The sequence below is a fragment of the Streptomyces sp. SM10 genome (genome assembly GCF_002910915.1).
Taxonomy (GTDB): Bacteria; Actinomycetota; Actinomycetes; order Streptomycetales; family Streptomycetaceae; genus Streptomyces.
In genome coordinates this window covers 1-25,757 of the sequence record NZ_NEUF01000024.1, presented here as the reverse complement: position 1 = coordinate 25,757, position 25,757 = coordinate 1, and the positions used below count along the sequence as shown (strand labels likewise).

At 72.9% G+C, this 25,757-nt stretch carries 27 protein-coding genes and 1 riboswitch; of the genes, 13 read left to right on the top strand and 14 right to left on the bottom strand.

The genetic code is table 11. The annotated features are described in order from the left end of the window. Position 1: 1 nt before the first annotated feature. The 7 genes from B9S57_RS01575 to B9S57_RS01545 form a co-directional block, all read right to left on the bottom strand. Positions 2 to 1,348, bottom strand: a complete 1,347-nt coding sequence (locus B9S57_RS01575) for a cobyrinate a,c-diamide synthase (protein WP_103513724.1) — start codon at positions 1,346 to 1,348, stop codon at positions 2 to 4. Further along, positions 1,342 to 1,941, bottom strand: coding sequence for a cob(I)yrinic acid a,c-diamide adenosyltransferase (gene cobO, locus B9S57_RS01570; RefSeq protein ID WP_103513723.1), 600 nt, complete (start codon positions 1,939 to 1,941; stop codon positions 1,342 to 1,344). The genes B9S57_RS01575 and cobO overlap by 7 nt, the downstream gene beginning before the upstream one ends. Continuing rightward, positions 1,941 to 3,971, bottom strand: coding sequence for a putative cobaltochelatase (locus B9S57_RS01565; protein ID WP_103513722.1), 2,031 nt, complete (start codon positions 3,969 to 3,971; stop codon positions 1,941 to 1,943). The genes cobO and B9S57_RS01565 overlap by 1 nt, the downstream gene beginning before the upstream one ends. Next, entirely contained in the window at positions 3,968 to 5,554 is a 1,587-nt protein-coding gene (locus B9S57_RS01560; protein ID WP_258036168.1) for a cobyric acid synthase, read from the bottom strand. The genes B9S57_RS01565 and B9S57_RS01560 overlap by 4 nt, the downstream gene beginning before the upstream one ends. Next, on the bottom strand, positions 5,551 to 6,495 hold the full coding sequence (locus B9S57_RS01555) for a cobalamin biosynthesis protein (protein ID WP_103513721.1): 945 nt from the start codon (positions 6,493 to 6,495) through the stop codon (positions 5,551 to 5,553). Before B9S57_RS01555 ends, B9S57_RS01560 begins: the two co-directional genes overlap by 4 nt. 128 nt (positions 6,496 to 6,623) lie before the next feature. Next, positions 6,624 to 6,753, bottom strand: a riboswitch (cobalamin riboswitch). A 146-nt stretch (positions 6,754 to 6,899) separates the two neighbouring features. Then, positions 6,900 to 7,121: a hypothetical protein gene (locus tag B9S57_RS01550; protein WP_103513720.1), complete on the bottom strand. Its 222-nt coding sequence runs from the start codon at positions 7,119 to 7,121 to the stop codon at positions 6,900 to 6,902. 12 nt (positions 7,122 to 7,133) lie between these two features. Continuing rightward, positions 7,134 to 8,384 carry an inorganic phosphate transporter gene (locus B9S57_RS01545; RefSeq protein WP_103513719.1) on the bottom strand — a complete coding sequence of 417 codons (1,251 nt, stop codon included), beginning with the start codon at positions 8,382 to 8,384 and terminating at the stop codon, positions 7,134 to 7,136. Between the two features lie 248 nt (positions 8,385 to 8,632). Between B9S57_RS01545 and B9S57_RS01540 the strand changes: the two genes are divergently transcribed. The 3 genes from B9S57_RS01540 (at position 8,633) to B9S57_RS01530 (ending at position 11,975) form a co-directional block, all read left to right on the top strand. Further along, entirely contained in the window at positions 8,633 to 9,292 is a 660-nt protein-coding gene (locus B9S57_RS01540; RefSeq protein WP_103513718.1) for a class II aldolase/adducin family protein, read from the top strand. Positions 9,293 to 9,360: 68 nt separating this feature from the next. After that, entirely contained in the window at positions 9,361 to 10,491 is a 1,131-nt protein-coding gene (locus B9S57_RS01535) for an alpha/beta hydrolase (RefSeq protein ID WP_103513717.1), read from the top strand. Between the two features lie 185 nt (positions 10,492 to 10,676). After that, positions 10,677 to 11,975: a hypothetical protein gene (locus B9S57_RS01530; protein ID WP_103513716.1), complete on the top strand. Its 1,299-nt coding sequence runs from the start codon at positions 10,677 to 10,679 to the stop codon at positions 11,973 to 11,975. Between the two features lie 28 nt (positions 11,976 to 12,003). On the opposite strand, the gene B9S57_RS01525 is transcribed toward B9S57_RS01530, so the two are convergent. Beyond that, positions 12,004 to 12,414 carry a VOC family protein gene (locus tag B9S57_RS01525; RefSeq protein WP_103513715.1) on the bottom strand — a complete coding sequence of 137 codons (411 nt, stop codon included), beginning with the start codon at positions 12,412 to 12,414 and terminating at the stop codon, positions 12,004 to 12,006. Positions 12,415 to 12,742: 328 nt separating this feature from the next. Here B9S57_RS01525 and B9S57_RS01520 point away from each other — a divergent pair, with 328 nt between their 5' ends. The 3 genes from B9S57_RS01520 (at position 12,743) to B9S57_RS01510 (ending at position 15,862) form a co-directional block, all read left to right on the top strand. Next, the gene (locus B9S57_RS01520) at positions 12,743 to 14,341 is read left to right on the top strand and encodes an ABC-F family ATP-binding cassette domain-containing protein (RefSeq protein ID WP_103513714.1); all 1,599 of its coding nucleotides are present in this window, start codon (positions 12,743 to 12,745) and stop codon (positions 14,339 to 14,341) included. A 357-nt stretch (positions 14,342 to 14,698) separates the two neighbouring features. Then, positions 14,699 to 14,920, top strand: coding sequence for a helix-turn-helix domain-containing protein (locus B9S57_RS01515; protein ID WP_006123601.1), 222 nt, complete (start codon positions 14,699 to 14,701; stop codon positions 14,918 to 14,920). A gap of 150 nt (positions 14,921 to 15,070) precedes the next feature. Further along, complete coding sequence (locus B9S57_RS01510) at positions 15,071 to 15,862, top strand: enoyl-CoA hydratase/isomerase family protein (RefSeq protein ID WP_103513713.1); 792 nt, start codon at positions 15,071 to 15,073, stop codon at positions 15,860 to 15,862. Between the two features lie 41 nt (positions 15,863 to 15,903). Here B9S57_RS01510 and B9S57_RS01505 read toward each other — a convergent pair whose 3' ends face one another. Beyond that, a complete protein-coding gene (locus B9S57_RS01505) occupies positions 15,904 to 16,599 on the bottom strand; it encodes a hypothetical protein (protein WP_103513712.1) in 696 nt (231 codons plus the stop codon). Between the two features lie 94 nt (positions 16,600 to 16,693). Here B9S57_RS01505 and B9S57_RS01500 point away from each other — a divergent pair, with 94 nt between their 5' ends. Genes B9S57_RS01500 through amaP form a run of 5 tightly spaced genes read left to right on the top strand, consistent with a single transcriptional unit; the run spans position 16,694 to position 19,022 of the window. Next, on the top strand, positions 16,694 to 17,185 hold the full coding sequence (locus B9S57_RS01500) for an Asp23/Gls24 family envelope stress response protein (RefSeq protein ID WP_103513711.1): 492 nt from the start codon (positions 16,694 to 16,696) through the stop codon (positions 17,183 to 17,185). A 32-nt stretch (positions 17,186 to 17,217) separates the two neighbouring features. Next, positions 17,218 to 17,409, top strand: a complete 192-nt coding sequence (locus tag B9S57_RS01495) for a hypothetical protein (protein ID WP_103513710.1) — start codon at positions 17,218 to 17,220, stop codon at positions 17,407 to 17,409. Then, on the top strand, positions 17,406 to 17,756 hold the full coding sequence (locus B9S57_RS01490) for an Asp23/Gls24 family envelope stress response protein (protein ID WP_103513709.1): 351 nt from the start codon (positions 17,406 to 17,408) through the stop codon (positions 17,754 to 17,756). Before B9S57_RS01495 ends, B9S57_RS01490 begins: the two co-directional genes overlap by 4 nt. Continuing rightward, entirely contained in the window at positions 17,753 to 18,439 is a 687-nt protein-coding gene (locus B9S57_RS01485; RefSeq protein ID WP_103513708.1) for a DUF6286 domain-containing protein, read from the top strand. The genes B9S57_RS01490 and B9S57_RS01485 overlap by 4 nt, the downstream gene beginning before the upstream one ends. A gap of 4 nt (positions 18,440 to 18,443) precedes the next feature. Beyond that, positions 18,444 to 19,022, top strand: coding sequence for an alkaline shock response membrane anchor protein AmaP (amaP, locus tag B9S57_RS01480; protein WP_103513707.1), 579 nt, complete (start codon positions 18,444 to 18,446; stop codon positions 19,020 to 19,022). Positions 19,023 to 19,050: 28 nt separating this feature from the next. On the opposite strand, the gene B9S57_RS01475 is transcribed toward amaP, so the two are convergent. The 5 genes from B9S57_RS01475 to B9S57_RS01455 form a co-directional block, all read right to left on the bottom strand. Then, on the bottom strand, positions 19,051 to 19,806 hold the full coding sequence (locus B9S57_RS01475; RefSeq protein ID WP_103513706.1) for an SDR family oxidoreductase: 756 nt from the start codon (positions 19,804 to 19,806) through the stop codon (positions 19,051 to 19,053). Between the two features lie 4 nt (positions 19,807 to 19,810). Next, positions 19,811 to 21,604, bottom strand: a complete 1,794-nt coding sequence (locus B9S57_RS01470) for a glycoside hydrolase family 15 protein (RefSeq protein ID WP_103513705.1) — start codon at positions 21,602 to 21,604, stop codon at positions 19,811 to 19,813. Between the two features lie 74 nt (positions 21,605 to 21,678). After that, entirely contained in the window at positions 21,679 to 22,473 is a 795-nt protein-coding gene (locus B9S57_RS01465) for an SURF1 family protein (RefSeq protein ID WP_103513704.1), read from the bottom strand. Between the two features lie 69 nt (positions 22,474 to 22,542). Further along, the gene (locus B9S57_RS01460) at positions 22,543 to 22,776 is read right to left on the bottom strand and encodes a hypothetical protein (RefSeq protein WP_073747930.1); all 234 of its coding nucleotides are present in this window, start codon (positions 22,774 to 22,776) and stop codon (positions 22,543 to 22,545) included. A 63-nt stretch (positions 22,777 to 22,839) separates the two neighbouring features. Then, complete coding sequence (locus B9S57_RS01455; RefSeq protein WP_103513703.1) at positions 22,840 to 23,847, bottom strand: DEDDh family exonuclease; 1,008 nt, start codon at positions 23,845 to 23,847, stop codon at positions 22,840 to 22,842. A gap of 141 nt (positions 23,848 to 23,988) precedes the next feature. On the opposite strand from B9S57_RS01455, the gene B9S57_RS01450 reads away from it, so the two are divergent. Together B9S57_RS01450 and B9S57_RS01445 are read left to right on the top strand one after the other, a co-directional pair. Next, on the top strand, positions 23,989 to 24,708 hold the full coding sequence (locus B9S57_RS01450) for a VIT family protein (RefSeq protein ID WP_103513757.1): 720 nt from the start codon (positions 23,989 to 23,991) through the stop codon (positions 24,706 to 24,708). A gap of 232 nt (positions 24,709 to 24,940) precedes the next feature. Then, positions 24,941 to 25,757: sterol desaturase family protein (locus tag B9S57_RS01445; RefSeq protein ID WP_103513702.1), on the top strand; the 817-nt coding region annotated here is incomplete at its 3' end.

Here is a 25,757-nt window from a genome sequence, read left to right as displayed (position 1 = left end):
GTCACGCCCGGCACCGCTCCACGAACCGCCGGGCCACTCCGGGCGCCGCCGCCCAGTGGGTGTGCAGGTAGCTCGCGTGCACGCCCCGCTGCACGAATCCCTCCACCCGCCGCTCCGGCTGATGCAGCCCCCACGCGGGCGTCGGCCCCGCTCCGGGCTCCAGAACCGTCCGGTGGAACTCGTGCCCGCGCAGCCGGGACCCGGCCGCCGCCAGCACGCTGTCCGACACCGCCACGGCCTGCCGGTAGCCGAGCGTCAGCCGCTCGGACATGCGGGCCGAGGCATCCAGTACCCCGCACATCGGCCGCCCGTCCAGCTCGCGGGCCAGATAGAGCAGCCCCGCGCACTCCGCGGCCACCGGTGCGCCGGACAGGGCCAGCTCGGTCACCGCCCGCCGCAGGGGCTCGTTCGCCGACAGCTCCGGCGCGTAGACCTCGGGGAATCCGCCGCCGACGACCAGCCCCGCCGTGCCCGTGGGCAGTCTCTCGTCGTGCAGGGGGTCGAAGACGGCCACCTCGGCGCCCGCGGCCGTGAGCAGTTCGGTGTGCTCCGCGTAGGCGAAGGTGAACGCGGCGCCGCCCGCCACGGCGATCACCGGACGTGCCGCCGGGGCGGGACGGCTCTCCGGCTCCCACGCCACGTCCGGCAGGGCGGGAGCCGAACGGGCCAGCGCCATCAGGGCGTCCAGGTCGCAGCCCTCCCGTACGCGGTCACCCATCGCCCGTACGGCGTCCAGGGCGTCGGTCTGCCGCTCGGCGACCGGGACCAGCCCCAGATGACGGGAAGGTGTCGCCACCTGCGGAGCCCGCCGCAGGACCCCGAGCACCGGCAGCCCCGACTCGTCGAGCGCCTCACGCAGCAGCGCCTCGTGGCGGTCGGACGCCACCTTGTTGAGGATCACCCCGCCGATCCGCACCTCGGGGTCCCAGGAGGCGAAACCGTGGACGAGGGCCGCGACCGAACGCGACTGCGACGACGCGTCGACGACCAGCACGACCGGTGCCCGCAACAGCTTCGACACCTGGGCGGTCGAGGCGAGTTCACCCTGCCCCGACGCCCCGTCGTACAGGCCCATCACCCCCTCGACGACGGCCAGGTCGCAGCCGCTCGCGCCATGGGTGAAGAGCGGGGCCATCAGATCGGGCCCGCACATGTACGCGTCGAGGTTGCGCCCCGGCCTCCCGGTGGCCAGCGCGTGGTATCCCGGGTCGATGTAGTCGGGCCCCACCTTGTGCGGGGACACGGCGAGGCCACGCCCCGCGAACGCGGCCATCAGCCCCGTGGCGACCGTGGTCTTGCCACTGCCCGACGCCGGTGCGGCGACGACCAGACGGGGAACGCTCACCACTCGATGCCTCTCTGGCCCTTCTGGCCGGCGTCCATCGGGTGCTTGACCTTCGACATGTCGGTCACCAGGTCGGCGGCGTCGATCAGCGTCTGCGGGGCGTTGCGCCCCGTGATCACCACGTGCTGGGTGCCCGGCCGGTCGCGCATGACCTCGACGACCTCGTCGGTGTCGATCCAGCCCCAGTGCATCGGATAGGCGAACTCGTCGAGCACGTACAGCTTGTACGTCTCGGCGGCCAGGTCCCGCTTGACCTGCTCCCAGCCCTCGCGGGCCTTCTCCTCGTTGTCCAGCTGATTGTCACGCTGGACCCAGGACCACCCCTCGCCCATCTTGTGCCAGTCGACGGTGCCGCCCTCGCCGCTCGCCCCCAGCACCTTCAGCGCGTTCTCCTCGCCGACCTTCCACTTCGCCGACTTCACGAACTGGAACACCCCGACGGGCCAGCCCTGGTTCCAGGCCCGCAACGCCAGCCCGAAGGCCGCCGTCGACTTGCCCTTGCCGACGCCCGTGTGGACGAACAGAAGCGGCCGGTTGCGCCGCTGACGTGTCGTCAGCCCGTCGTCCGGTACCGATACCGGCTGTCCCTGTGGCATTAAGCGGCCCTCCCGGCAGCAGTGATGTCCTTGACCAGCCCTGCGATCGAGTCGGCGCGCAGCTCGTCGAGCGTGACCGCGCTGCCCCCCAGATCCCGGGCGAGCTGTGCGGCGAGACCGAGGCGCACGATCCCCGACTCGCAGTCCACGACGACGGACGCGGTCCCCTCCGAGGCATGCAGCCTCCCGGCCCGCGCCGCCAGCGCCACCGGGTCGACGCCCCCCGTGGCGCGCCCGTCCGTCACCACGACGAGCAGCGCCCGCCGCGACGGATCACGCAGCCGCTCCACCCGCAGCACGTCGTGCGCCTTCAGCAGCCCGGCGGCCAGCGGGGTGCGCCCGCCGGTCGGCAGCGTCTCCAGCCGCGCGGCGGCCGCGTCCACCGAGGAGGTCGGCGGCAACGCCACCTCCGCGTCCCTGCCCCGGAAGGTCACCAGTCCGACCTTGTCCCGGCGCTGGTAGGCGTCCAGCAGCAGCGACATCACCGCCCCCTTCACGGCGCTCATCCGCCGGCGGGCCGCCATCGACCCGGAGGCGTCCACGACGAACAGCACCAGGTTCCCCTCGCGCCCCTCCCGCGTCGCCTGCCGCAGATCGTCCCGCCGTACGACGAGACCCCGCCCCGACCGGCCGCGCGCCCGCTGGTGCGGCGCCGCCGCCTGCACGGTCGCCGCCAGGTGAAGCTTCGTCAGCGCCCCCTCGGGCCGCCGGGACCCGGTGGTCCGCCCGTGCTCGGTACGCGCCCGGGACCGCCGCCCCGCCGCGCCCTCTCCGAGCCCCGGCACGCTGAGCATCTTCGTGCGGAACGGCTCACCGGACCGCACGGGCCGCTGCTCCCCGGCGCCCAGGCCCGGCGGCGGCGCGTCGCCGGACCCGGACTCCTCCCGGCCCTCCGTGCCGGGACCGCCCTCGTCGGCGCCGCCCCCGTCCGTGCCGCCCTCGTCAGGACCGCCCCCCTGCGGGGGAACTCCGCCGCCGGGCCCGTCCGGGTCCGGATCCTCGTCGCCCCCGCCCTCCTCGTCCGCGGCGTCCCTGAGGGTGTCGTCCAGCTTCTCCTCGTCCAGCCCGGGGGCGTCGAAGGGATTGCGCCGGCGCCGGTGGGGGAGCGCCAGGAGCGCCGCCTGGCGCACGTCGTCCTCGACGACCTCGTCCCGGCCCGCCCACGCCGCCAGCGCCGTCGCCGTACGGGCCATGACGATGTCGGCACGCATCCCGTCGACCTCGAACGCGGCGCACGTCGCCGCGATCTGCCGCAACACGCCGTCGCCGAGCACCACACGGGGCAGCAGGGCGCGCGCGGCGGTGATCCGCTCACGCAACGCGGCCTCCTCGCCGGCCCACCGCGCGGCGAATCCCACCGGATCGTCGTCGTAGGCGAGCCGCCGCCGTACGACCTCGACCCGCAGGTCCGTCTCGCGCGAGGCGGCCACCTCCACGGTCAGCCCGAAGCGGTCCAGCAGCTGCGGCCGGAGCTCGCCCTCCTCCGGGTTCATCGTCCCGACCAGCAGGAAGCGTGCCGCGTGCCGGACGGACACGCCCTCGCGCTCGACGTACGAGGCGCCCATCGCCGCCGCGTCGAGCAGCAGGTCCACCAGGTGGTCGTGGAGGAGGTTGACCTCGTCCACGTACAGGATTCCGCGGTGCGCGTCGGCGAGGAGCCCCGGCTCGAAGGACTTCACGCCCTCCGAGAGCGCCCGCTCGATGTCGAGCGCCCCGACGAGCCGGTCCTCCGACGCGCCGACCGGGAGCTCCACGGTCCGCGCCGGACGTGACACGCCCGCCGCCGCCTCGTGGGGGCCGTCGGGACACGCCGGGTCGGGCGCCTCGGGGTCGCACGAGAAACGGCACCCCGTCACGACACCGACCTCCGGCATGAGCGCGGCGAGCGCCCGTACGGCGGTGGACTTGGCGGTCCCCTTCTCACCCCGGACCAGCACTCCGCCGACGGCGGGACTGACGGCGTTGAGCAGGAGTCCCAGCCGTAGATCGTCCTGCCCGACGATGGCGGTGAAGGGATACGGCGTGCTCACGGAGCCTCCTCTGTAGCGTTCACATCAGTACGTTCGGGCCCGGCCGCACCGGGTGCCACGCGTGCGGGAGCCGGCACGGGCGGCGCCCCCGGTGCGAGGAAGGGCAGCCCCTCCGGCGCCCCGTCCTCGATCAGGCGCCACAGCGCGTCCGTGTCCGCGTGTTCCTCGATCAGGTCCCCCAACCGGTCCAGCTGCTCCTCCCGCAACGCCTCGAAGCTCGTGTCCGGAGCCGCCGTGAACCGCCGGCCCGCGGCCCGGGCGACCTCGCCCAGGAAGGCCCGGCGGAAGGAGTCGCTCTCCAGCGACCCGTGCCAGTGCGTCCCCCAGACCGAGCCCACTCGGCACCCGTCCAGGAACGGCTCACCGCCCCTCACGTCGGCGACCCCGTGATGGATCTCGTACCCCTCCACGGGCTCTCCGAGCGCTGTTCCGACGGGCCGCTCCAGGACCTTGTCCCGGCCGAAGCGGACCCGGACGGGCAGCAGTCCGAGCCCCTCGACCAGACCGGCCCGCGACTCCACGTCGTCCTCGATCGACTCGCCGAGCACCTGGAACCCGCCGCAGATCCCCAGCACCGGGCGCCCCTCGGCGGCACGCCGCAGCAGGGCGCCCGCGAGTCCCCGCTCGCGCAGCCACGCCAGTGCCTTCACGGTGCCGCGCGTCCCGGGCACGATCACGAGGTCCGCGTCGGCGAGCTCCTCCGCCCGGTCCACGAACCGCACCACCACACCCGGCTCTGCGGCCAGCGCGTCCACGTCCGTGAAGTTGGACATCAGCGGCAGTGCGCACACCGCGACCCGCAGGACGTCCTCGCCGTGCGGGGGCGCCACCACCGACTCCCGCACGGTCCCGCGCATCGAGACGCGCAGCCCGTCCTCCTCGTCGATGCCCAGCCCGTGGGCGTAGGGCAGTACCCCGTAGGTCCGCCGCCCGGTGAGCCCGAGCAGCATGTCGAGTCCGGGCTCCAGCAGCGACACGTCACCGCGGAACTTGTTGACGAGGTACCCGGCGATCAGCGCCTGGTCCTCGGCGCTCAGCAGCGCCGTCGTGCCGAAGAAGGAGGCGAACACCCCGCCCCGGTCGATGTCCCCGACCACCAGCACCGGAAAGCGCGCGGCCCGCGCGACGCCCATGTTCACGATGTCCGTGCGCCGCAGATTGATCTCGGCCGGGCTGCCCGCTCCCTCGCAGATCACGGCGTCGTACGTGGACCGCAGCTGCTCCAGACAGTCCGTGACCGTCCCCAGCAGCGCCTCCTGCCGCCCCCCGTGGTAGCCGCGCGCACTCATCTCGCCGACCGGCTTCCCCATCAGGACGACCTGGCTCGAGCGGTCACCGCCCGGTTTGAGGAGCACCGGGTTCATGAGCGCCGACGGCTCGACCCGGGCGGCCTGCGCCTGCATCGCCTGGGCACGGCCGATCTCCGCCCCCTCACGGGTGACGAACGAGTTCAGCGACATGTTCTGCGCCTTGAACGGCGCGACCTTCACCCCCCGGCGCACCAGCCACCGGCAGATTCCGGCCGTGACGACGCTCTTGCCCGCGTCCGACGTGGTTCCGGCGACCAGCAGCCCGCCGCTCATGTGGTTCTCCGTCCCATGGCCAGGCGCCCCGCCGCGCACACGGCGAGGGCCAGCACACTCACGCGGCGCGACAGCCGCACCGCGCGTTCGATGTCCGTGACCCGCACCTCGCGGCCGGCCTCTCCGCCCAGCACCGGCCGGTGCTCGACCCGCCCGCCGTACGCGAGGGTCCCGCCGAGCCGTACGCCGAGAGCGCCCGCGAACGAGGCCTCCACGGGACCCGCGTTGGGGCTCGGATGCCGCCCCGCGTCCGCCCGCCAGGACCGGACGGCCTCGCGCGGACGCCCCCCGGCGGCCACGGCGAGCGCGGCGGTGAGCCGGGCCCCGGGCCAGCCGACGACGTCGTCGAGCCGGGCCGACGCCCAGCCGTAGCGGCGGTGGCGGGGCGACTTGTGCCCGACCATGGCGTCGAGCGTGTTCACGGCCCGGAAGCCCACCAGGCCCGGTACGCCGCCCAGTGCACCCCACACCAGGGCTCCCACCACGGCGTCGGAGGTGTTCTCGGCGACGGACTCCACCACGGCGCGGGCGATCCCCGGGCCGTCCAGGGCCTGCGGATCACGGCCGCAGAGATGCGGCAGCCGCTCGCGGGCCAGCTCGATGTCCCCGGCCGCCAGGGCCCCGCCGATGGCGCGGGCCTCCCGGCCCAGCGACGTGCCCCCGACGACGGACCAGGTGGCGGCCGCGGTCAGCGCCACGGCGGCCGCGGGACGGTTCCGTACGGCGCGGGCGGCCAGCGCGGCTGCGCCCGTGGCACCCCCGGCGCAGACGAGCGTGTGCAGGGCCCCCCAGCCGCGGTGATCGCGCCACAACAAACTCTCGGCGCCCGCCGCTGCGCGCCCGAAGGCGGCGACGGGATGGCCCCGCCGGGGATCACCGAGCAGCAGGTCGCCGATCAGGCCGGCGGCGGCGCCGTACGCGAAGACGCGGTCGGCTCGCACCCCTCAGCCGGCCGTCGCGCCTCGAAGGGCCTTCGTGAAGGGTGGTGCAGCGACCGACGCAGGGCAGCCAGGCATGGCGTATGTCCTCACTCAGGGTCCGCGCCCTGGTACGACGTGACCGGCGACGAGAGTCTCCTGGCTTCCGGATCCGCAGGTCCTCCGGCCTTCCAGTCCGCGGTGGCGGACCGTGACTTCCGTGTGGAGGCTGCTCCCCGGTGACAGTGGCGGGACCGCGCCGGATTCGCACCGGCTTCCTCTCCTGTCGCCGTAAATGGCTCCGGCAGTCCACCACGCCCCGTGAAGGCCCGTCAACCTGCCGTTGACCTGCGAGGCTTCAGTGTGCTGAGACGCACATCGGGCCGGACACACCGTGGGGTGTGTCCGGCCCGATGTGCGTCCGGGTGTCAGGCGACGATCAGATAGATCCCGTACGTGACCGCCGCCGCGCACAGCGCGAAGCAGGCGTACGCGCCGGTGCGCGCCAGGACACCGCCGCCGGCGCTCCGCGCCGTCGCCGTCTGCCGGGCGAGGCCCGTGATGCCCAGGGTGAAGAGGCCGACCAGCGCGACGGTGATCACGAGGCTGACGCCGAAGACGGAAGCGAGAGCTGCCCAGTCGATGTTCATGCGGATCTGTCCTTACACCGTGGCCGGTCGGGCCGGGTCGGCCTGGGTGTCCGGGGCGGGGATGGTGGTCTTGAGTTCCGGGACGGCCACGCCGACGGGCGGCGGGCTGACGGCCGCGATGGCCGTGGTGACGACGCCCGCGGGCTCGTCCGTGCCGTCGTTCACGTTGGTGTGGTCGACCGGCTTGCGGCGGGACAGCAGCCAGATGGCGCCGGAGCCGACGACGAGCAGGACGGCGACGACCGCGACGCCCCAAGGGCCCTGGTTGGTCAGGAACTCCGCTCCCGCGCCGACCAGGCCGGCGGCCGGGAGCGTCAGGCCCCAGGCGACGAACATCCGGGTGGCGGTGGACCAGCGGACCACGCCCCCCTTGCGTCCGAGGCCCGCGCCCATCACCGCACCGGAGCACGACTGGGTGGTCGAGAGGGAGAATCCGAGGTGCGAGGAGGCCAGGATGACCGTCGCCGCGCTCGTCTGGGCCGCGAAGCCCTGCGGCGGACGGAGGTCGGTGAGGCCGCTGCCCATGGTGCGGATGATGCGCCAGCCGCCGAGGTAGGTGCCCAGCGCGATGGCGATACCGGCGGAGGCGATGACCCAGACCGGCGGGTTGGAGCCGGGGGAGAGGACGCCGCCGGTGACCAGGGCCAGGGTGATGATGCCCATGGTCTTCTGCGCGTCGTTGGTGCCGTGGGCCAGCGAGACGAGACCGGCCGAGGCGATCTGGCCGGCGCGGTAGCCCTTGGCGGTCGACTTCAGCTGGGCCTCGTCGGTGATCTTCCGGTTGAGGCGGTACGTCAGCTTCGTGGCCAGCAGCGCGGCGAGACCCGCGACGAGGGGCGCGGCGATGGCGGGCAGCAGGACCTTCGTCACGACGGTGCCGCCGTTGATCGAGGACCAGCCGGCCGACATGACCGCGGCACCGATGAGGCCGCCGAAGAGTGCGTGGGAGGAACTGGAGGGCAGGCCGACCAGCCAGGTCAGCAGATTCCACAGGATCGCGCCGACGAGCGCGGCGAAGATGACCTCGGTTCTGAGGCCGTTCTCGTTGATGATCCCGCCGGAGATCGTCTTGGCGACCTCCACCGACAGGAACGCGCCGACCAGGTTGAGAACGGCGGACATGGCCACCGCTGTCCTGGGCTTGAGAGCGCCGGTCGAGATGGTGGTGGCCATCGCGTTGGCGGTGTCGTGGAAACCGTTCGTGAAATCGAACACGAGAGCTGTCACGATCACGATCGCGAGCAGCAGCGTGATGTGTTCCATTTACCCAGGCAATCGTTCGACGTCATTGGCACGTGGAACGTAAGCAACCAGGGTGAACGGAAGATGAACTGGACAGGGCGGCGTGGTGACCTCAACCGTGCGCGCCAATTCCGCTTGTGAGGGTCGAGGGCATCCGGAAGCTTCCGTTCCGTTGCGGCGACCGGCCCGGCGCCGCACCCGCCGTCCACCGCCCCGCTCGACGGCTCCCCCCGGAGAGACATCGCTCACGTGACCCTAGGATCTCCGCCATGACTGACGTGCGACAGGACGCGATCGAGCAGGCGTGGGACGGTGTCCTCAGGACGGCCCGGCGGACAGCGGCGGAAGGCCTGGTCGTCGGCACCTCGGGCAACGTGTCGGCCCGGGTCGGTGACGTCGTCCTGGTCACCCCCAGCGGGGTTCCCTACGACCGGCTGGGCCCCGGGGACGCGGTCGGCGTCGACCTCGAGGGACGCCAGGTCCTGGGCGGCCTCGCCCCGACCAGCGAACTGCCGCTCCATCTGGCCGTCTACCGGGACAGCGATGCCGCGGCCGTCGTCCACACCCACGCCGTGCACGCCACGGCCGTCTCCACCCTCGTCGCCGAGGTGCCGTTGATCCACTACGCCGCCGCCATGATGGGCGGCCCCGTCCGCACCGCCGCCTACGCGCGCTACGGGACGCCGGAACTCGCCGACCACATGCTGACCGCGCTGCGCGGCCGTACCGGCTGCCTGCTGCGGAACCACGGCACCGTCACCTACGGGAACACCCTGGACGAGGCCTACGACCGCACCGCCCAGCTCGAATGGATGTGCAGGCTCTGGCTCACCGCCAGCTCCGTGCCCGGACACCGCCCGTCCCTCCTCTCCCCGGCCCAGCTGCGCGAGGTCCAGGACGCCCTGGAGGGATACGGCCAGCCCGGCTGAGCCCGCCCCGCCACACGTACGGCCGCCGCCCACTGGCAGCGGGCGCCAGGGCCCAGGACACTGGAGCCGTGCGCCCGGCAACAGCGGCGGCAGTGGCCGCAACCTCGATCCTCGGCGCCGGCGCGGCAGCGGTCGCCGCCGGCCGCTACGCCAGCGACGTCGCCCTCGGGGCGCCCTCGCCACGTCCCTTCCCCGCGGACCGGCGCCTGACGGTCCACGCCACCGCGGCCGGACAGGTCACCCTGACCCGCTCCTTCTCCGCGCTGCGCCCCGGTACGTACGGGCTGGCCGGCCGGGGCGTCCACGCCGTGGTGGGTCCGGTGGCCGAGCAGCCGCCCGGCCCTTCCGCCGACACCGTCGTGCGCCGGCTGGAACGCGTCACCCTCGGCAGCCTCAAGCCGGGCACCCGGGTCCGCCTCACCCCGGAGCTCCACCGCGGCGACCCCCTCGCCGCCCTCGGCCTCGCGTACAAGGAGGTCGAGGTCCCCGGTGAGCTCGGAGCCCTGCCCGCCTGGTTCGTACCCGGGGCCCGCGACACCTGGGTGATCACCGTGCACGGTCTGGGCACGACCCGGGACCACCCCCTCAACGTGCTGGGTTTCCTCCACGACCAGCAGTTCCCCGTGCTCGACCTGGCCTACCGGGGCGATCCGGGCGCCCCGCGCTCCCCGGACGGTCTCACCCACCTCGGCGAGTCCGAGTGGCGCGACCTCGACGCGGCCATCCGCTACGCCGTGCGCTACGGGGCCGAGGGCGTGGTCCTCCACGGCTGGTCGTCCGGAGCCTCGATGGCCCTGCACGCCGCCGTCAACTCCGCCCTCCGCGACCGCGTCCGCGGTCTCGTCCTCGACTCCCCGGTCATGGACTGGCGGGTCACCCTGCGGGCCCTCGCCTCGGCGCGGGGTGTCCCCTCGGCGCTGCTGCCCCTCGCCGTCCGTGCCGCCCAGGGCCAGACGGGTCTGCGTGGCGCCCCGCTGCTGGACACCTCGGTGCCGACGGCCCTGCACGCCCCCACCCTCATCGTCCACGGGCCCGACGACACCCTGGCTCCCTGGCAGCCGTCCCGGGAACTCGCCGCACGCCGGCCCGACCTGGTGTCCCTGCACACCGTGGCCGAAGCTCCCCATGCGGCGATGTGGAACGTGGACCCGGCCGGTTACGAAGAGGCGCTCCGGCGCTTCCTCACGCCCCTGATGTGAGCTGATGGGCGGGAACCGCCCGGTTGATGACCCGGCCGGGAAGCCTCCCGAACCCCGGTGACACGGCTTCCGTTTGGGCTTTCGGCCTGTCAGAGGCAAGACTGCTCCTCGTGACGTCCCGTACCCCGCGCGACTCCAGGCTGCGACTTGTCCGCCCGCGACCCCAGGCGACCGCCCGTAAGGCAGTGACGACCCGGCGCACCCGGCCGGCCCCCCGCCCACCCGAGGGCACACCGGCCCCGGCGGAACTGGCCCGCCAGGCCAGGGCCGTCCTCGCCGACGCCGTACGGATCGCCCACTGGGCCGCGGACGGTACGAGTCCGGGCTCCGTCCCCCTCGCCGCGCAGGCCCTGCGACGGGCCTCCGCCGCGCTGGAGCTGTCCCCGGCCCAGGTGCTGGCCGGCTGGGACCGCGCCAGGCTGGCCGGACTCATCGAGCTGCACGGCGAGACCGCCCGCCCCGGCTGGCGTCTGCGCGCCTGGGACCGGGACGACTCCGCCGTGCTCCGCGGCTGGGTGGCGCTCTTCGACGCCTGGTCCCTCGTCCACGCCTCACCCGACGGCATCGAGGCCACCTCCGTGGCGGAAGCCGTCGAGGCCGTGCCCCAGGTGCTCTCCCTCCTCCAGCTCTCGGCGGGACCCGTCACCGTGCCCGCGCTCCTCGACCTGCTCGGCCAGCGCGTGGCCGAACTCCACGAGGAGCGGTGCGAGGTGCCCTACGGGCCGCAGGAGCAGCCCGCCCCCTCCGCAGCCCCCTCCGCCCGCCTGAACGCGCTCCTGCTCGACTGGGCCCTGGAGGGCCTCGCCTCCGTAGGCGCCCTCACACTCGGCTCCGGCCACGCCACCCTCACCCCGCTGGGCAACTGGGCGGTCTGGGTCAAGCTCGAACAGATCTGCGTGGCCGCCCAGAGCCCGGCCGGCAACATCGAACAGTCCGCCGCCGACATGCTGCTCGGCTGCGCCCGGCTCACCCCGGGCCCGGCCCGCGCCGAATACCGCGCCTGGCTCGCCGCCCGTACCGTCGGCAGCGCCGTGGCCGAGCTGCTGGCCGTCGCCCGGGGCGAGGACGCACTCCTGCGCGGCCTGGCCTTCGAGGCCCTGCGCGTCGTCGGAGCCCCCGCGGAGCCCGTCGTCCGCTCCGTCGTCACCGAAACACCGCTGCGCCCGTACGCGCTGCTCTGGCTCGCCGAGTACGAGGGAACCGACCCGGACGACGCCCAGGACGTCCTCAGCCGCGAGGAGGCGACCTGGCTCTGGGTCGACACCGCAGCCGCCGTGGCCGACCACGGCGAGACGGGGCTGCTGGTCCGCCACCTCGACTCCGCCGTCCAGGGCACGGTCCCCGCGCTCCTGGACGAGGTGCGCGCCGTCGGCCACCCGCGGACCGTCCAGGTGCTGGTCGCCCTGGCCGCCGCCCACCCGGACCCGGCCCTCGCCAAAGCCGTACGCCGGGCCGCCTTCCAGGTGCACACCGGCGGGATCTGACCGCCGGGGCCGCGTGGCCCCGGGGCGGTCAGCCCGAGGATCCCGGGGCGTACGTCCCGAAGCTCCAGACGTTGCCCTCCGCGTCCCGCGCCATGTAGTCGCGGGAGCCGTACTCCTGGTCGGTGGGTGGCATGAGGATCTCCACACCGTGCTCCACCGCCCGTGCGTGGTGCTCGTCCACCTCGTCCACGACCACGTACACCCCGGCAGGGCCGGCGTCGGCCATCGCCCGGGCGAAGACGCCCGCGCCCCCCTTGGAGCCGAGCATCACCCTGCCGTTGCCGCAGGACAGCTCGGCATGCAGGACGCTGCCGTCCTCGCCCTCGTACACCACTTCCTCGGTGAACCCCAGGGCCCCGGTGAGCACGGCGATCGCGGCCTTCGCGTCGTCGTACAGCAGCGTCGGGAAAATCGTGGGAACGCCGTTCGTGCCCGCCATCACGCTCACCCTCTCCAGCTCACACGCACCGTTGTGGTGTGATCTCCGTCTCAGTCTCTCACCGGCCACCGACAATGCCGGGCGGGCCCGCCGCACCGGCCCGGCCCCCGTCACGCGTGCGACCCGGTGCTGGGTACCGGACGCTTCGCCGTACCCCGCCCGCGCACGCGACGGGGTGCGGTGGCGCTGTGACGGGCCGGGAGCAGGCGGAAAAGCACGTGGACACCGCCAGTAGACTGGGTCCATGGCAATTCTCCTTGTGCACTAGACGGCGTCGAGTCGTGAGCCCGCTGTCCCTCCGCCGTCCATACCGCCCTGGAGTATTTCCGTGATCACCGCCTCCGGCATCGAGCTGCGCGCCGGCGCCCGCATCCTCATCGAGTCCGCTTCCTTCCGTATCGCCAAGGGCGACCGCATCGGCCTGGTCGGACGCAACGGCGCGGGCAAGACCACCCTCACCAAGTGCCTGGCGGGCGAGGGGACGCCGGCCGGCGGCACCATCACCAACAGCGGCGAGGTCGGCTACCTCCCGCAGGACCCGCGCACGGGGGACCTCGAGGTCCTGGCCCGCGACCGCATCCTCTCCGCCCGCGGTCTCGACGAGATCCTGCGCAAGATGCGGGAGAACGAGGAGCGGATGGCGAACGGCAAGGGCGCCACCCGTGAGAAGGCGATGAAGCGGTACGAGCGCCTGGAGACGGAGTTCCTCACCAAGGGCGGGTACGCCGCCGAGGCGGAGGCCGCCACCATCGCCGCCGCGCTCAGCCTGCCCGACCGGGTGCTCGGCCAGCCGCTGCACACCCTCTCCGGTGGTCAGCGCCGTCGTGTCGAGCTCGCCCGCATCCTGTTCTCGGACGCCGACACCCTGCTCCTCGACGAGCCCACCAACCACCTCGACGCGGACTCGATCGTCTGGCTGCGCGACTACCTCAAGAGCTACCGCGGCGGCTTCATCGTGATCTCCCACGACGTCGAGCTCGTGGAGACCGTGGTCAACAAGGTGTTCTACCTCGACGCCAACCGCGCGCAGATCGACATCTACAACATGGGCTGGAAGCTCTACCAGCAGCAGCGCGAGGCCGACGAGAAGCGCCGCAAGCGCGAGCGCCAGAACGCCGAGAAGAAGGCCGCCACCCTCAACGCCCAGGCCGACAAGATGCGCGCCAAGGCGACCAAGACCGTCGCCGCCCAGAACATGGCCAAGCGTGCCGACCGGCTGCTCTCCGGTCTGGAGGCCGTGCGGGTCTCGGACAAGGTCGCCAAGCTGCGCTTCCCCGACCCCTCTCCGTGCGGCAAGACCCCGCTGATGGCCGAGGGCCTGTCCAAGTCCTACGGTTCGCTCGAGATCTTCACCGACGTGGACCTGGCCATCGACAAGGGCTCCCGCGTCGTGATCCTCGGCCTCAACGGCGCGGGCAAGACGACCCTGCTCCGTCTGCTCGGCGGCGCTGAGAAGCCCGACACCGGCGAGGTCATCGAGGGCCACGGCCTCAAGCTCGGCTACTACGCGCAGGAGCACGAGACCCTCGACCCGGACCGCTCCGTCCTGGAGAACATGCGCTCCGCGGCGCCCGACCTCGACCTGGTCGCGGTCCGCAAGACGCTCGGTTCGTTCCTCTTCTCCGGCGACGACGTGGACAAGCCGGCCGGAGTGCTCTCCGGCGGTGAGAAGACCCGGCTCGCCCTGGCGACGCTCGTCGTCTCCTCCGCCAACGTGCTGCTGCTCGACGAGCCCACGAACAACCTCGACCCGGCCAGCCGTGAGGAGATCCTCGGGGCCCTGCGCACCTACAAGGGCGCGGTCGTCCTCGTCACCCACGACGAGGGCGCGGTCGAGGCGCTCCAGCCGGAGCGGATCATCCTGCTGCCCGACGGGGTCGAGGACCTCTGGGGTGCGGACTACCGTGACCTCGTCGCCCTGGCCTGACCCTCCGAGGCTCCCGGAACCGGTGCGGAGCCCGGTGATCCAACGTGTCTGGATCATTCGGCCCATCGGTGATCCATCATCTGGGTGAGCGGGTCTCGTACCCCGGCGCGGCGCCCGGCAGATAGCTGCCGGGCGCACTCATTTCGGGCCACTCCGCCCCGTACGGCCCTGACCTGGCCGTTTCTGCCGCAAAGCCTCCCCGAGGGCTCCCCAGCCCCTGCGAATGCGGGATTCCGCTTGTGTCGGACCGCTTTCGGATGCGGAAACCGGTCGTACCTACCTTGCCGAATGGGTGGCCAGGAAGCCCAGGAGGGGTGATCATGAGAGTCCAGAGCGCACTTCCTTGAGGAGGCACGGGTGGCCGAGACTCTGAAGAAGGGCAGCCGGGTTACCGGCGCCGCGCGTGACAAGCTCGCGGCAGACCTGAAGAAGAAGTACGACTCCGGTGCGAGCATCCGGGCGCTGGCCGAGGAAACCGGCCGCTCCTACGGATTCGTCCACCGGATGCTCAGCGAGTCGGGAGTCACGCTGCGGGGACGCGGCGGAGCGACTCGAGGCAAGAAGGCCGCTTCGGCCTGACGGCGGGCAGTGGTCAGGAGCTGGCCCAGGCCGGCTCCGCGAGCCCACCGGAACACGGGGTGGCCACCCGGCCGACCATCAGGTCGTCCGGGTGGTTACTGTTCAGTACTTGCCAGTAAGTGCTGACTGCACCCGATCCGGAGGCGCTCCATGACCTCGCTCGACTCTGTGCTCGACAAGGACGGCGTACGGCTCACCGTCGATGACGCGGTTGCCACGGTGACGCTCACCAACCCGGCCAAGCGCAACGCTCAGTCTCCCGCTCTGTGGCGGGCGTTGGCAGAGGCCGGACGGGCGCTCCCCGGCAGCGTGCGGGTCGTCGTGCTCCGCGGCGAGGGCAAGTCCTTCTCCGCGGGCCTCGACCGGCAGGCGTTCGCACCCGAGGGATTCGACGGCGAGCCGTCCTTCCTCGACATGGCGCGCGGTCCTGAGTCCGAACTCGACGCGACCATCGCCGAGTACCAGGAGGCGTTCACCTGGTGGCGCCGCAACGACATCGTGTCGATCGCGGCCGTCCAGGGGCATGCCATCGGTGCCGGCTTCCAGCTCGCCCTCGCCTGCGATCTCCGCATCGGCGCCGAGGACGTGCAGTTCGCCATGCGCGAGACCAGCCTCGGTCTCGTGCCCGACCTCACGGGCACCCACCCCCTGGTGAACCTCGTGGGGTACGCCCGCGCGCTCGAGATCTGCGCCACCGGCCGCTTCGTGCACGCCGAGGAGGCCGAGCGCACCGGCCTCGCCAACCTCGTGGTCCCCGCGGACCAGCTCGACGCGGCTTCACGCGACCTGGCCGCGGCCCTGCTCGCCGCCCCGCGTGACGCGGTCGTCGAGACGAAGGCGCTGCTGAGCGGCGCCCTCTCGCGTACGTACGAGGAGCAGCGCACCGCCGAGCGCGCCGCCCAGGGCCGCCGCCTGCGCGACCTCGCCGGGATCGCCGACTGAACCTCTGAGGCCCCTCGCCTGCCGGGCGGTGGGGGGCCGGGTCAGCCCCGGTCCACCACGGTCGTCACGAGGACAGCGACCGTCGGCCGGCCCTCCACGGCCCCGGCCACCGCCCCGCGCACCGCCTGAGCCACGTCCAGGGTCCGGCGGTCCCCGGCCGTCGCGAGCTCCACCTGGACATGACCCTGCGTGTGCTGCACCGCGCTGCCCAGGACATGGGTCAGCGCCACGACGCCGGGGACCCCGGCCGCCGCCGCCCCCGCGGTGTCGTCCGGTTCCGCCGCGTGCACGGCGGCGGGAGGCTCCGGTGCCGGCCGGGGCTCCTCCTCCAGCAGCTCCGTCACCCGCAGGTCCACCTCCTCCACCACGAGGCCGAGCCGCTGGGCCGCCGCCGTCAGCAGCGCGGCGCGCAGCGCGTCCGCGGTGGTGTGCAGGGGCCGCCGTGCGGTCGCCGCGAAACCCGCCTCGATCCGCAGCGGTCCGGGCGGCAGGGCGCTCGGTGGTGCGGGCACCACCGGGTCGGCGGTGCGGTCCTCGTCGGCCGGGGCGATCCTGAGTGTCCCCAGGACGGCCCCGGATCCGGCCGCGGCGTCCCGCAGCACCGCAGCCGCCGCCCGTTCGGCGATCCAGGAGCCGTCGTCGGGGCCGCCCAGAGGGAGCAGTCTCCCCAGTCCGAGCCGCCGGCGTACCGCGGTGGTCCATCCGTCGGCCCGATGGGGGCCCTCAGCCGTTGTCATTGCTCCACCCTGCCCCATCCACGGCGCGGAACGGGGCAAGCGCACTTACTGTGGGCCACGGAAGTCCGACCCCGCCCCGAAGGGAACAGCGACGATGACCGACAGCCCACAGCGGAACCGGCCCGACAACCCCGGCAGTGTGTCCGGCGGGGACGACGGCAGGCAGAGCCAGCTCACCAAGCGCGGCGGGGGAGCCCCCGCCACGCGCGGACGTACCACCATCGCCGACGGTGTGGTCGAGAAGATCGCCGGAATGGCGGCACGCGACGTCGTCGGGGTCCACGCGATGGGCAGCGGCCTGTCCCGGACCTTCGGAGCGGTGCGTGACCGGGTCCCCGGCGGCAAGTCGGTCTCCCGCGGGGTCAAGGCGGAGGTCGGGGAGTCGCAGACCGCCCTCGACCTGGAGATCGTCGTCGACTACGGCGTGGCGATCAGCGAGGTCGCCCGTGACGTGCGCGAGAACGTCATCGCGGCGGTCGAGCGGATGACCGGTCTGGAGGTCGTCGAGGTCAACATCGCCGTGAGCGACGTCAAGCTGCCCGACGAGGACGACGACGAGGACGAGTCCGAGTCACGCGTCCAGTAGATCTCTCCCGCGCGGCAGTTGAGGAGCACACGATGAGCATGGCTGTGGTCGGCATGGTGGCCGGCATGGCGCTCGGTTTCGCCGGATACTTCGGCGGGTTCGGGGCCTTTCTTCTGGTGGCCGCGCTGGGCGCGGTCGGCTTCGTCGCCGGCCGCTTCCTCGACGGCGACCTGGAACCCGGCGACTTCTTCCGGAGTCGCGAGCGCGGCGACCGGCGACGGTGACAGGGGTGACCGGCCGGGTCGAGGCCGCCGAGCGCGGGCAGACCCGGATCGCCGACCGCGTCGTCGCGAAGATCGCCGCCCAGGCGGCGAAGGAGGCCGTCGACGAGCGGCCCGAGGCCGCCCCCGCGCCCCGCGCCACCGTCACCGTGCACCGCGACACCGCACGGGTCCGCATCAGCCTCGATCTGGCCTACCCCTGCGACATCGGCCGGCAGTGCGGGACGGTGCGTCGGCGGGTGGCCGAGCGGGTAGAAGCACTGGCGGGGATGGAGGTGCCCGAGGTGGCGGTGCAGGTCGAACGGCTGCACACGGCAGCGGGCACCGCACCGGAGGGGAGCATCCGATGAGCGAGCCCCAGGAGCCGGAGAACAGCACACAGCGCCTGCCCACGGTCGAGGCGGCGCCGTCCGGCGGCGTGCTCGAGATGGACCAGTCCACGTCGGGCTCCACCTACGAACCGGACCCCGCACAGGCGCAGCCGGGCGGCCGGGCAGGCCGCTTCTGGTCCGGGCGCAGGATCCCCGCCGCACTGGTCGCCCTGGTCCTCCTCGGCGGCACGGGGCTCCTGCTCTACGACGTCGCGGCGGTGCGGGCCGGCCGCCCCGCCATGCAGTGGCGACGCTCCGTCGCCGACGACCTGGCGAGCCGTCACCTCGACGACGTGTGGGTCCTGGCAGGAACCGCCCTGGCTGCCGCACTCGGCCTCTGGCTGCTCCTGCTGGCCCTGAGCCCGGGGCTGCGCGCCCTGCTCCCCATGAACCGCCGGCACGCCGGTGTGAGGGCCGGGCTCGACCGGAACGCCGCCTCCCTCGTCCTGCGCGACCGGGCCGTGGAGGTGGCCGGTGTGCAGTCCGTCCGGGTGAAGATGAGCCGCCGCAGGGCGACCGTGCGGGCCCTCTCGCACTTCCGTGAACTCGACGACGTCCGAGCCGACCTGGACACCGCCCTCGGTTCGGCCGTGGGTGAACTGGACCTGGCGAGGCCGCCCGGCCTCTCCGTACACGTGCGCCGGCCGGCGAAGAAGGGGTGACCCCGTGATCAAGACCGTCAACCGGGTCCTGCTCGGCCTGGCAGGGCTGGTCCTCGTCGTCGTCGGCGGCGCCGTCCTCGCGACGGGGCTCGGCCTCTCCGTGCCCTCCTGGTGGCCCTGGGACGGCACGGACGACGTGCTGCTCAGCAGGGCCGACCGGACCAGGTGGCGGGACGAGGGGTGGTGGTGGCCCACCGTCATCGCGGTCCTCGCCGTCCTCGTGGTCCTCGCGCTGTGGTGGCTCCTCGCCCAGCTGCGCCGCGGGCGCCTCTCCGAGGTGCTGGTCGACAGCGGTGACGGCGAGGGCGCACTGCTGCGCGGCAGGGCTCTGGAGAGTGTGCTCGGCACCGAGGCGGGCGCCCTCGACGGGGTGTCCGCCGCCAAGGTCACGCTGACCGGCCGGCGCACCGCCCCGCGGGCCGGGGTCCGGCTCCTGATGGAGCCGCATGTTGCCCCGGGGCTCGCACTGCGTGGCCTCTCCGAGGGGGCACTGACCCACGCGCGGACCTCGGCCGGGCTGGACGAGCTGCCCGCCGAGGTCCGTCTGAAGGCGGTCAAGCACCGCGTCGAGCGGGTGAGCTGACGAGCTGCGGCCCTTCGGCGCGGGGCCGTCAGAAACCGTGCCGGGAGCCGCCGTCGACCGGCACCATGATGCCCGTCAGATAGGAGGCCGCAGGGGAGAGCAGGAAGGCCGCGGTCCTCCCGAACTCCTCCGGGGTGCCGTAGCGGCGCAGCGGGATGCGCGCCTCGTTCGCCGTACGGGCGGCCTCCGCGTCACCGGACAGGGCGTCGAGCTCACGCACCCGGTCCGTGTCGATCCGGGCCGGCAGTACACCGACGACCCGGATGCCGCGCGGGCCCAGTTCGTCGGCGAGGGACTTGGCGAAGCCGGCGAGGCCGGGGCGCAGCCCGTTGGAGATCGTCAGGCCGGCGATCGGCTCGTGCACCGAACCGGACAGGACGAAGCCGATGGCACCGCCCTCGCCGAGCGCTTCGGCCGCTGTGCGGGCCAGACGCACGGCGCCGAGGAAGACCGACTCGAAGGCCGACTGCCACTGGTCGTCCGTGTTGTCGGCCAGGAAGCCCGGTGCGGGGCCGCCGACGCTGATGAGAATGCCGTCCAGCCTGCCGAAGCGTTCCTTCGCCGCGTCCACCAGGTGGCGGGCGGCCAGCGGGTCCGCGTTGTCCGCGGCGAGCCCGACCGCGTCGGGGCCGAGTTCGGCGGCGGCCTCGGCGGCGCTCTTCTCGTCACGCCCGGAGATGATCACCTTCGCCCCGTCGGCGGCGAGCGCCCGCGCGGTGGCGTTGCCCAGCCCGCGGGTCGCACCGGTGACGATGTAGACACGGTCCTTCAGTCCAAGATCCATGGCCCTATCCTGCCAAGTCCTCACGGGCGAGGTCGACCGCGCTGTTCACCAGACCGACGTGGCTGAACGCCTGGGGATAGTTCCCGAGCTGGCGCCCGGCCGCCGGGTCGTACTCCTCGGCCAGCAGCCCCACGTCGTTGCGCAGCTCCAGCAGCCGCTCGAAGAGCTCCTCGGCCTCGTCCGTGCGGCCCGTCCGCCACAGGGCGTCGACCAGCCAGAACGAGCAGGCGAGGAACGCCCCCTCGCCGCCCGGCAGACCGTCCACCGACCCGCCCGCCGTGCTGTAGCGGCGGATCAGGCCGTCGTGGGCGAGTTCGCTGCGCACCGCTTCGACGGTCCCGGTCACCCGGGGGTCACCGGCCGGCAGGAAGCCGGTGCGCACGATGAGCAGCGTCGAGGCGTCGAGCTCCCGGGAGCCGTAGTACTGGGTGAAGGTGTTGCGCACGGGGTCGTAGCCCTTGTCGCAGACCTCGGCGTGCACGGCGTCCCGCATCGCCCGCCACCGGTCGGCGTCGCCCGGCAGGTCCGGGTTCTCCTCCAGGGTGCGGACCGCCCGGTCGGCCGCGACCCAGGCCATCACCTTGGAGTGCACGAAGTGACGGCGGGGGCCCCTGACCTCCCAGAGGCCCTCGTCCGGCTCGCGCCACGTGGACTCCAGGAAGCCGAGCAGACTGAGCTGCAGATTCCAGGCGTGCGGCTTGTCGTCGAGGCCGGCTTCCCGGGCCAGCCTGAGCGAGTCGATCACCTCGCCGTACACGTCGAGCTGCAGCTGCCGCACCGCCGCGTTGCCCGTACGGACCGGTGCGGAGTTCTCGTAGCCGCTCAGCCACGTCAGCTCCGTCTCGGGGAGTCTGCGCTCTCCGGAGAGCCCGTACATGATCTGGAGGTCGGCGGGGTCACCGGCCACGGCCCGCAGCAGCCAGTCCCGCCAGGCCGCGGCCTCCCGCACATAGCCGGCCGAGACCATGGCGGCCAGGGTGAGGGTGGAGTCCCGCAGCCAGCAGAAGCGGTAGTCCCAGTTCCGTACGCCGCCGATCTCCTCCGGGAGCGACGTCGTGAGCGCCGCCACGATCCCCCCGGTGGGCGCGTAGGTCAGCGCCTTCAGGGTGATCAGGGAGCGGAGCACCGCCTCCCGGTACTTGCCGTGGTACGTGCACCTCGCCGACCACTTCGCCCAGTCCGCGAGAGTGTGCTTCAGCGACTTGTGCGGGTCGATCAGCTTCGGGCGGGGGGAGTGCGAGGGGTGCCAGGTGAGGACGAACGCCACACTCTCACCCTCGGCGACCGTGAAGGACGAGCACGTGCTCATCTGCTGGCCCCACGTCTTGACCGGCGGCTCGCTGCGCAGCCACACCGAGTCGGGGCCCGCTACGGCCACCCGGTGCCCGTGCGAGCGGCGCATCCACGGCACCACGGAGCCGAAGTCGAACCGCAGCCGCAGGACGGAGCTCATGTCGACGCTCCCGCTGACACCCTCGACGATCCGCATCACGTCGGGCGCCTTGTCGCGCTGCGGCATGAAGTCGATGACCTTGACGGTCCCCGTCCTGGTCTCCCAGAAGGTCTCCAGGACCAGGGAGTCCTCCACGTAGGCGCGCCGGGTACAGGTGTCCGTGCTGTCGGTGCCCTGGGGTGCGATGCGCCAGTGGCCGTTGTCCTCGTCGCCGAGCAGGGCGGCGAAGCAGGCGCCCGAGTCGAAGCGGGGCAGGCAGAGCCAGTCGACAGAACCGTTCCTGCCCACCAGCGCGGCCGTCTGGAGATCGCCGATGAGAGCGTAGTCCTCGATACGTGGGGTCACGCTCTGGCGTCTTCCCGAACCTGACCTCCGCTAAGCAGCGGAACCGGTGGGAACAGGCGGGGGTACCGGATGCCTCAGGCGGTCGCCGGCTCCGGCTGCGCCGCCGTCGCGTCGCCCTCGGCGGCCTGTTCGCGGTCGTGCTTCTCACGGCGCACGAGAACGACCCAGCCCACGGGGACCCCGGCGGCGAAGAGCCACCACTGGACGGCGTACGCCATGTGGGGGCCGATCGAGCTGTCGTCGGGTGCGGCGATCGTCTCCGGGCTGCCGTCGGCGGGCGCGGGGGAGGTCAGTTCCAGATACCCGCCCAGCACCGGACGGCCGAGCAGATGCGCCTGCTGGGCGCTGTTGATCAGCATCACCTGGCGGTCCGGCAGACCCTCCAGGTCCTTGATGCCACTGGCGCTCGTCGTCTCGTCCGCCTTGAGCCGGCCCGAGACGGTGACCTCGCCGCGGGGCGGGGCCGGGACCTCCGGGAACGTCTGCTGAGCGGCTGCCGCCTCGACCCAGCCCCGGTTGACCAGGACGGTGCCGCCGCCCTTGAGTTCCAGCGGGGTCAGGACCAGTACGCCGATGCGCTCGTCCTGGGAGGTGCGGCGCCGTACGACCACCTCGTGCTCGGTGTCGAACGTCCCCGTCGCCGTCACGGCGCGCCAGTAGTCGGAACGGGGGACCGTGTGACCGGGGGAGGTGAGGCGGGTGACGGGGACCGGGCGGGCCTCGAGGTTCCGGGTGATCAGCGCGTTCTGCTCGACCTTGTGCTCGTGCCGGTGCAGCTGCCAGAAACCCAGCTCGACCATCGTGGGGATCATGACGAGACCGAGGAGGGTGAGAATCACCCACTGCCGGGTCAACAGGAAGCGGTACACCCCATGACCGTACAACCGGGGTCATGGGGTGCGGCACGGAGGGTCCCTCCGTGCGGACGGGACAGCCCGTCATACTTTGTCCACGATGCCCGCCCTTCCCTCGGCGCGGGCGCAGTGGCCGCCGCAGTACCAGTGGCCGTCGACCTCGACGCCCTGGCCGATGACCTGGACCCGGCAGTGCTCACAGATGGGCGCCATGCGGTGAATGGCGCAGGAGAAGCAGTCGAAGACGTGCACCGCCCCCTGCGCGTGCACCTCGAAGGACATCCCGTAGTCGTTTCCGCAAACCTCGCAACGTGCCATGCGCCACAGGGTGGGACGCCGGGCGGCGGCGGGCGAGCCGGCGGCGGGCGAGTCGCCGCCGGTTCACTCCGATGACGGTGACGGCCTCGGCACGGCGACCGTCCCCGCCGGTGCCACATCCCTCAGCAGATGGGTGAAGGCGCTCTCCTCCAGGACCGGCGTGCCGAACGACTTGGCCTTCACCGTCTTGGAGGTCGCCGAGTCCGGGTCGTTGGTGACGAGCAGGCTCGTCAGCCGCGACACGCTGGTCGCCACGTGCAGGCCCGCCTCCACGGCACGGTCCTCCAGGAGCTCCCGGTCGATGGAGGTGTCCCCGGAGAACGCCACACGCATGCCCTGCATAAGGGGTTTGTCCGACTCGTAGCGGCCGGGATTCGGATACGGGCACGCGGGGCGCTTGCGGGAGGGACGCCAGCCGCCCTGCCCCTGCGAGGGGCGGTATCCGGCGCGCGGGGTGACGGGGGAGTCGTACCACTCCGTCAGCGGACGGCACTCCAGGAGCGGGAGGCGCACCTGGTCCCTGGCCGCCGCGTGCAGACTCGGCCGGAACGCCTCGGCCAGCACCCGCGCGTCGTCCAGCGCGTGGTGCGCGCGCTGCTGCACCACGCCGAAGTGGGCCGCGAGCGACTCCAGCTTGTGGTTGGGCAGGGGGAGCCGGAGCTCCTTGGCGAGCGCGATGGTGCACAGCCGCTGCTCGACGGGGGCGGTGACGGCGGCCCTGGCGTACTCCCGGGCGATCATCGACCAGTCGAACGCGGCGTTGTGGGCGACGAGGACCCGCCCGGCGAGCCGCTCGGACAGCTGCGCGGCGACCTCCGGGAAGAGCGGCGCGCCCTCCAGGACGTCGCTGGTCAGCCCATGGATCCAGACGGGGCCGGGATCACGTTCGGGGTTCACCAGCGTGTACCAGTGGTCCTCGACGTCACCTCTCGCGTCCAGGCGGTAGACGGCGGCGGACACTATCCGGTCGTCGCGGGCGAGTCCGGTGGTCTCCACGTCGACGACCGCGTACCCCTGGGGATACGCGGCCGGCCACGGTGCTGCGGTCTGACGGTCGTCGAGCATGGTCACAGAGAATACGGGCCGGGACCGACAGTGACCTATCCGGGCGCCCCCGGACGCGAACCCGGCGAGGACGCCGAGCAGTTGAGCGAGGATCCGGAATCGCGGGTCGGGGATGCCTGCGCGCGGGAGCGGTGAGACGCTCCCGTGGTGACGGACACACAGGAGCAGACACACGACGAACCCCACGGGGGCGGGCTCGGCACCCGGCTCAACTGGCTGCGGGCGGCGGTGCTCGGCGCCAACGACGGCGTCGTCTCGACCGCCGGCCTCGTCGTCGGCGTGGCCGGGGCCACCGGAGACCGCTCCACCCTGCTGACGGCCGGCCTGGCCGGGCTGCTCGCGGGGTCGATGTCGATGGCGGCGGGCGAATACGTGTCGGTCTCCACCCAGCGCGACTCCGAGAAGGCCGCGCTGGCCACGGAGGAGCAGGAGCTGAAGGAGACCCCGGAGGCGGAGCTCGCCGAGCTGACCGGGCTGCTGGAGGAGAAGGGGCTGAGCAGCCGGCTCGCCCGCGAGGCCGCCGTCCAGCTCACCGAGCGCGACGCGCTGCGCGCCCACGCCGACGTCGAGCTGGGCATCGACCCGGACGAGCTGACCAACCCGTGGCACGCGGCGGGGGCGAGTTTCGTCGCCTTCACGGTGGGCGCGCTGCTGCCGCTCCTGGCGATCGTGCTGCCGCCGTCCTCCGCGCGTCTGCCCGTCACCGTGCTGTCCGTGCTCGCCGCCCTGGCCCTCACCGGCTGGTGGAGCGCCCGGCTGGGCGACGCACCCGTCGGGCGCGCGGTGCTGCGGAACATGGCCGGAGGAGCGGTGGCCATGGCGGTGACCTACGGTGCGGGGGTGCTGCTGGGGGCCGCGGGGGTGTGATCCCCGGTCGGGTGCGGGGGCGGGCGGCCCCACGGCGAGACCGGCGGCTGCGGCGGATCGGCGCAACATCCCTCCCGGGAAAGCGCGTTCCTCCGTCTCTACGCCGCGCGCGCCGGAAATCCTACGCCGGAGCCGTTGGCAGAACCCACCAAACGCCGATGACGTCCCGTCTCGCATACTTGTGGGTAACAACGTCTATGCCCGGCACCTCGGACGGCTCTACGGTGCTCGCATGGAGCCGAACCTGCCCGATGTCGTGCTGTGGTCGATCCCGGCCTTCGTCCTGCTCGCCGTCCTCGAAATGGTGTCGTATCGCCTTCACCCGGACGACGAGGCCGCCGGGTACGACGCCAAGGACGCCGCCACCAGCGTCACCATGGGGCTGGGAAGCCTGGCCTTCGACCTGCTGTGGAAGATACCCGTGGTCGCGATCTACGCGGCCCTCTACGAGCTGACCCCGCTGCGCGTCCCCGTCCTGTGGTGGACGGTCCTGCTGATGCTGCTCGCGCAGGACTTCTTCTACTACTGGTCCCACCGGGGCCACCACGTCATCCGGATCCTCTGGGCCTGCCACGTGGTCCACCACTCCAGCCGGAAGTTCAACCTCACCACGGCGCTGCGCCAGCCCTGGACCTCGCTCACCTCCTGGCCCTTCTACCTGCCGCTCATCGCCCTGGGCGTCCACCCCGCCGCGCTCGCCTTCTGCTCCTCGGCGAATCTCGTCTACCAGTTCGGGGTCCACACCGAGCGGATCGACAAGCTGCCCCGGCCCTTCGAGTACGTCCTCAACACCCCGTCGCACCACCGGGTCCACCACGCCTCCCAGGGCGGCTACCTCGACCGCAACTTCGGCGGGATCCTCATCGTCTGGGACCGGCTCTTCGGCTCGTTCGCCGCCGAGACCGAGCGCCCCGTCTTCGGGCTCACCAAGAACATCGCCACCCACAACCCGTTCCGCGTCGCCACCCACGAGTACGCCGCCATCGCCCGCGACGTGCGCTCGGCCGAGACCTGGAGCGAACGCGCGGGCCGGATCTTCCGGGGGCCGG

Coding starts and splice junctions, on each gene's coding strand:
- cobO (WP_103513723.1), bottom strand. CDS start 1,941: ATGCCACAGGGACAGCCGGTATCGGTACCGGACGACGGGCTGACGACA.
- B9S57_RS01560 (WP_258036168.1), bottom strand. CDS start 5,554: ATGAGCGGCGGGCTGCTGGTCGCCGGAACCACGTCGGACGCGGGCAAG.
- B9S57_RS01550 (WP_103513720.1), bottom strand. CDS start 7,121: ATGAACATCGACTGGGCAGCTCTCGCTTCCGTCTTCGGCGTCAGCCTC.
- B9S57_RS01545 (WP_103513719.1), bottom strand. CDS start 8,384: ATGGAACACATCACGCTGCTGCTCGCGATCGTGATCGTGACAGCTCTC.
- B9S57_RS01540 (WP_103513718.1), top strand. CDS start 8,633: ATGACTGACGTGCGACAGGACGCGATCGAGCAGGCGTGGGACGGTGTC.
- B9S57_RS01525 (WP_103513715.1), bottom strand. CDS start 12,414: ATGGCGGGCACGAACGGCGTTCCCACGATTTTCCCGACGCTGCTGTAC.
- B9S57_RS01510 (WP_103513713.1), top strand. CDS start 15,071: ATGACCTCGCTCGACTCTGTGCTCGACAAGGACGGCGTACGGCTCACC.
- B9S57_RS01505 (WP_103513712.1), bottom strand. CDS start 16,599: ATGACAACGGCTGAGGGCCCCCATCGGGCCGACGGATGGACCACCGCG.
- B9S57_RS01500 (WP_103513711.1), top strand. CDS start 16,694: ATGACCGACAGCCCACAGCGGAACCGGCCCGACAACCCCGGCAGTGTG.
- B9S57_RS01495 (WP_103513710.1), top strand. CDS start 17,218: ATGAGCATGGCTGTGGTCGGCATGGTGGCCGGCATGGCGCTCGGTTTC.
- B9S57_RS01485 (WP_103513708.1), top strand. CDS start 17,753: ATGAGCGAGCCCCAGGAGCCGGAGAACAGCACACAGCGCCTGCCCACG.
- B9S57_RS01475 (WP_103513706.1), bottom strand. CDS start 19,806: ATGGATCTTGGACTGAAGGACCGTGTCTACATCGTCACCGGTGCGACC.
- B9S57_RS01460 (WP_073747930.1), bottom strand. CDS start 22,776: ATGGCACGTTGCGAGGTTTGCGGAAACGACTACGGGATGTCCTTCGAG.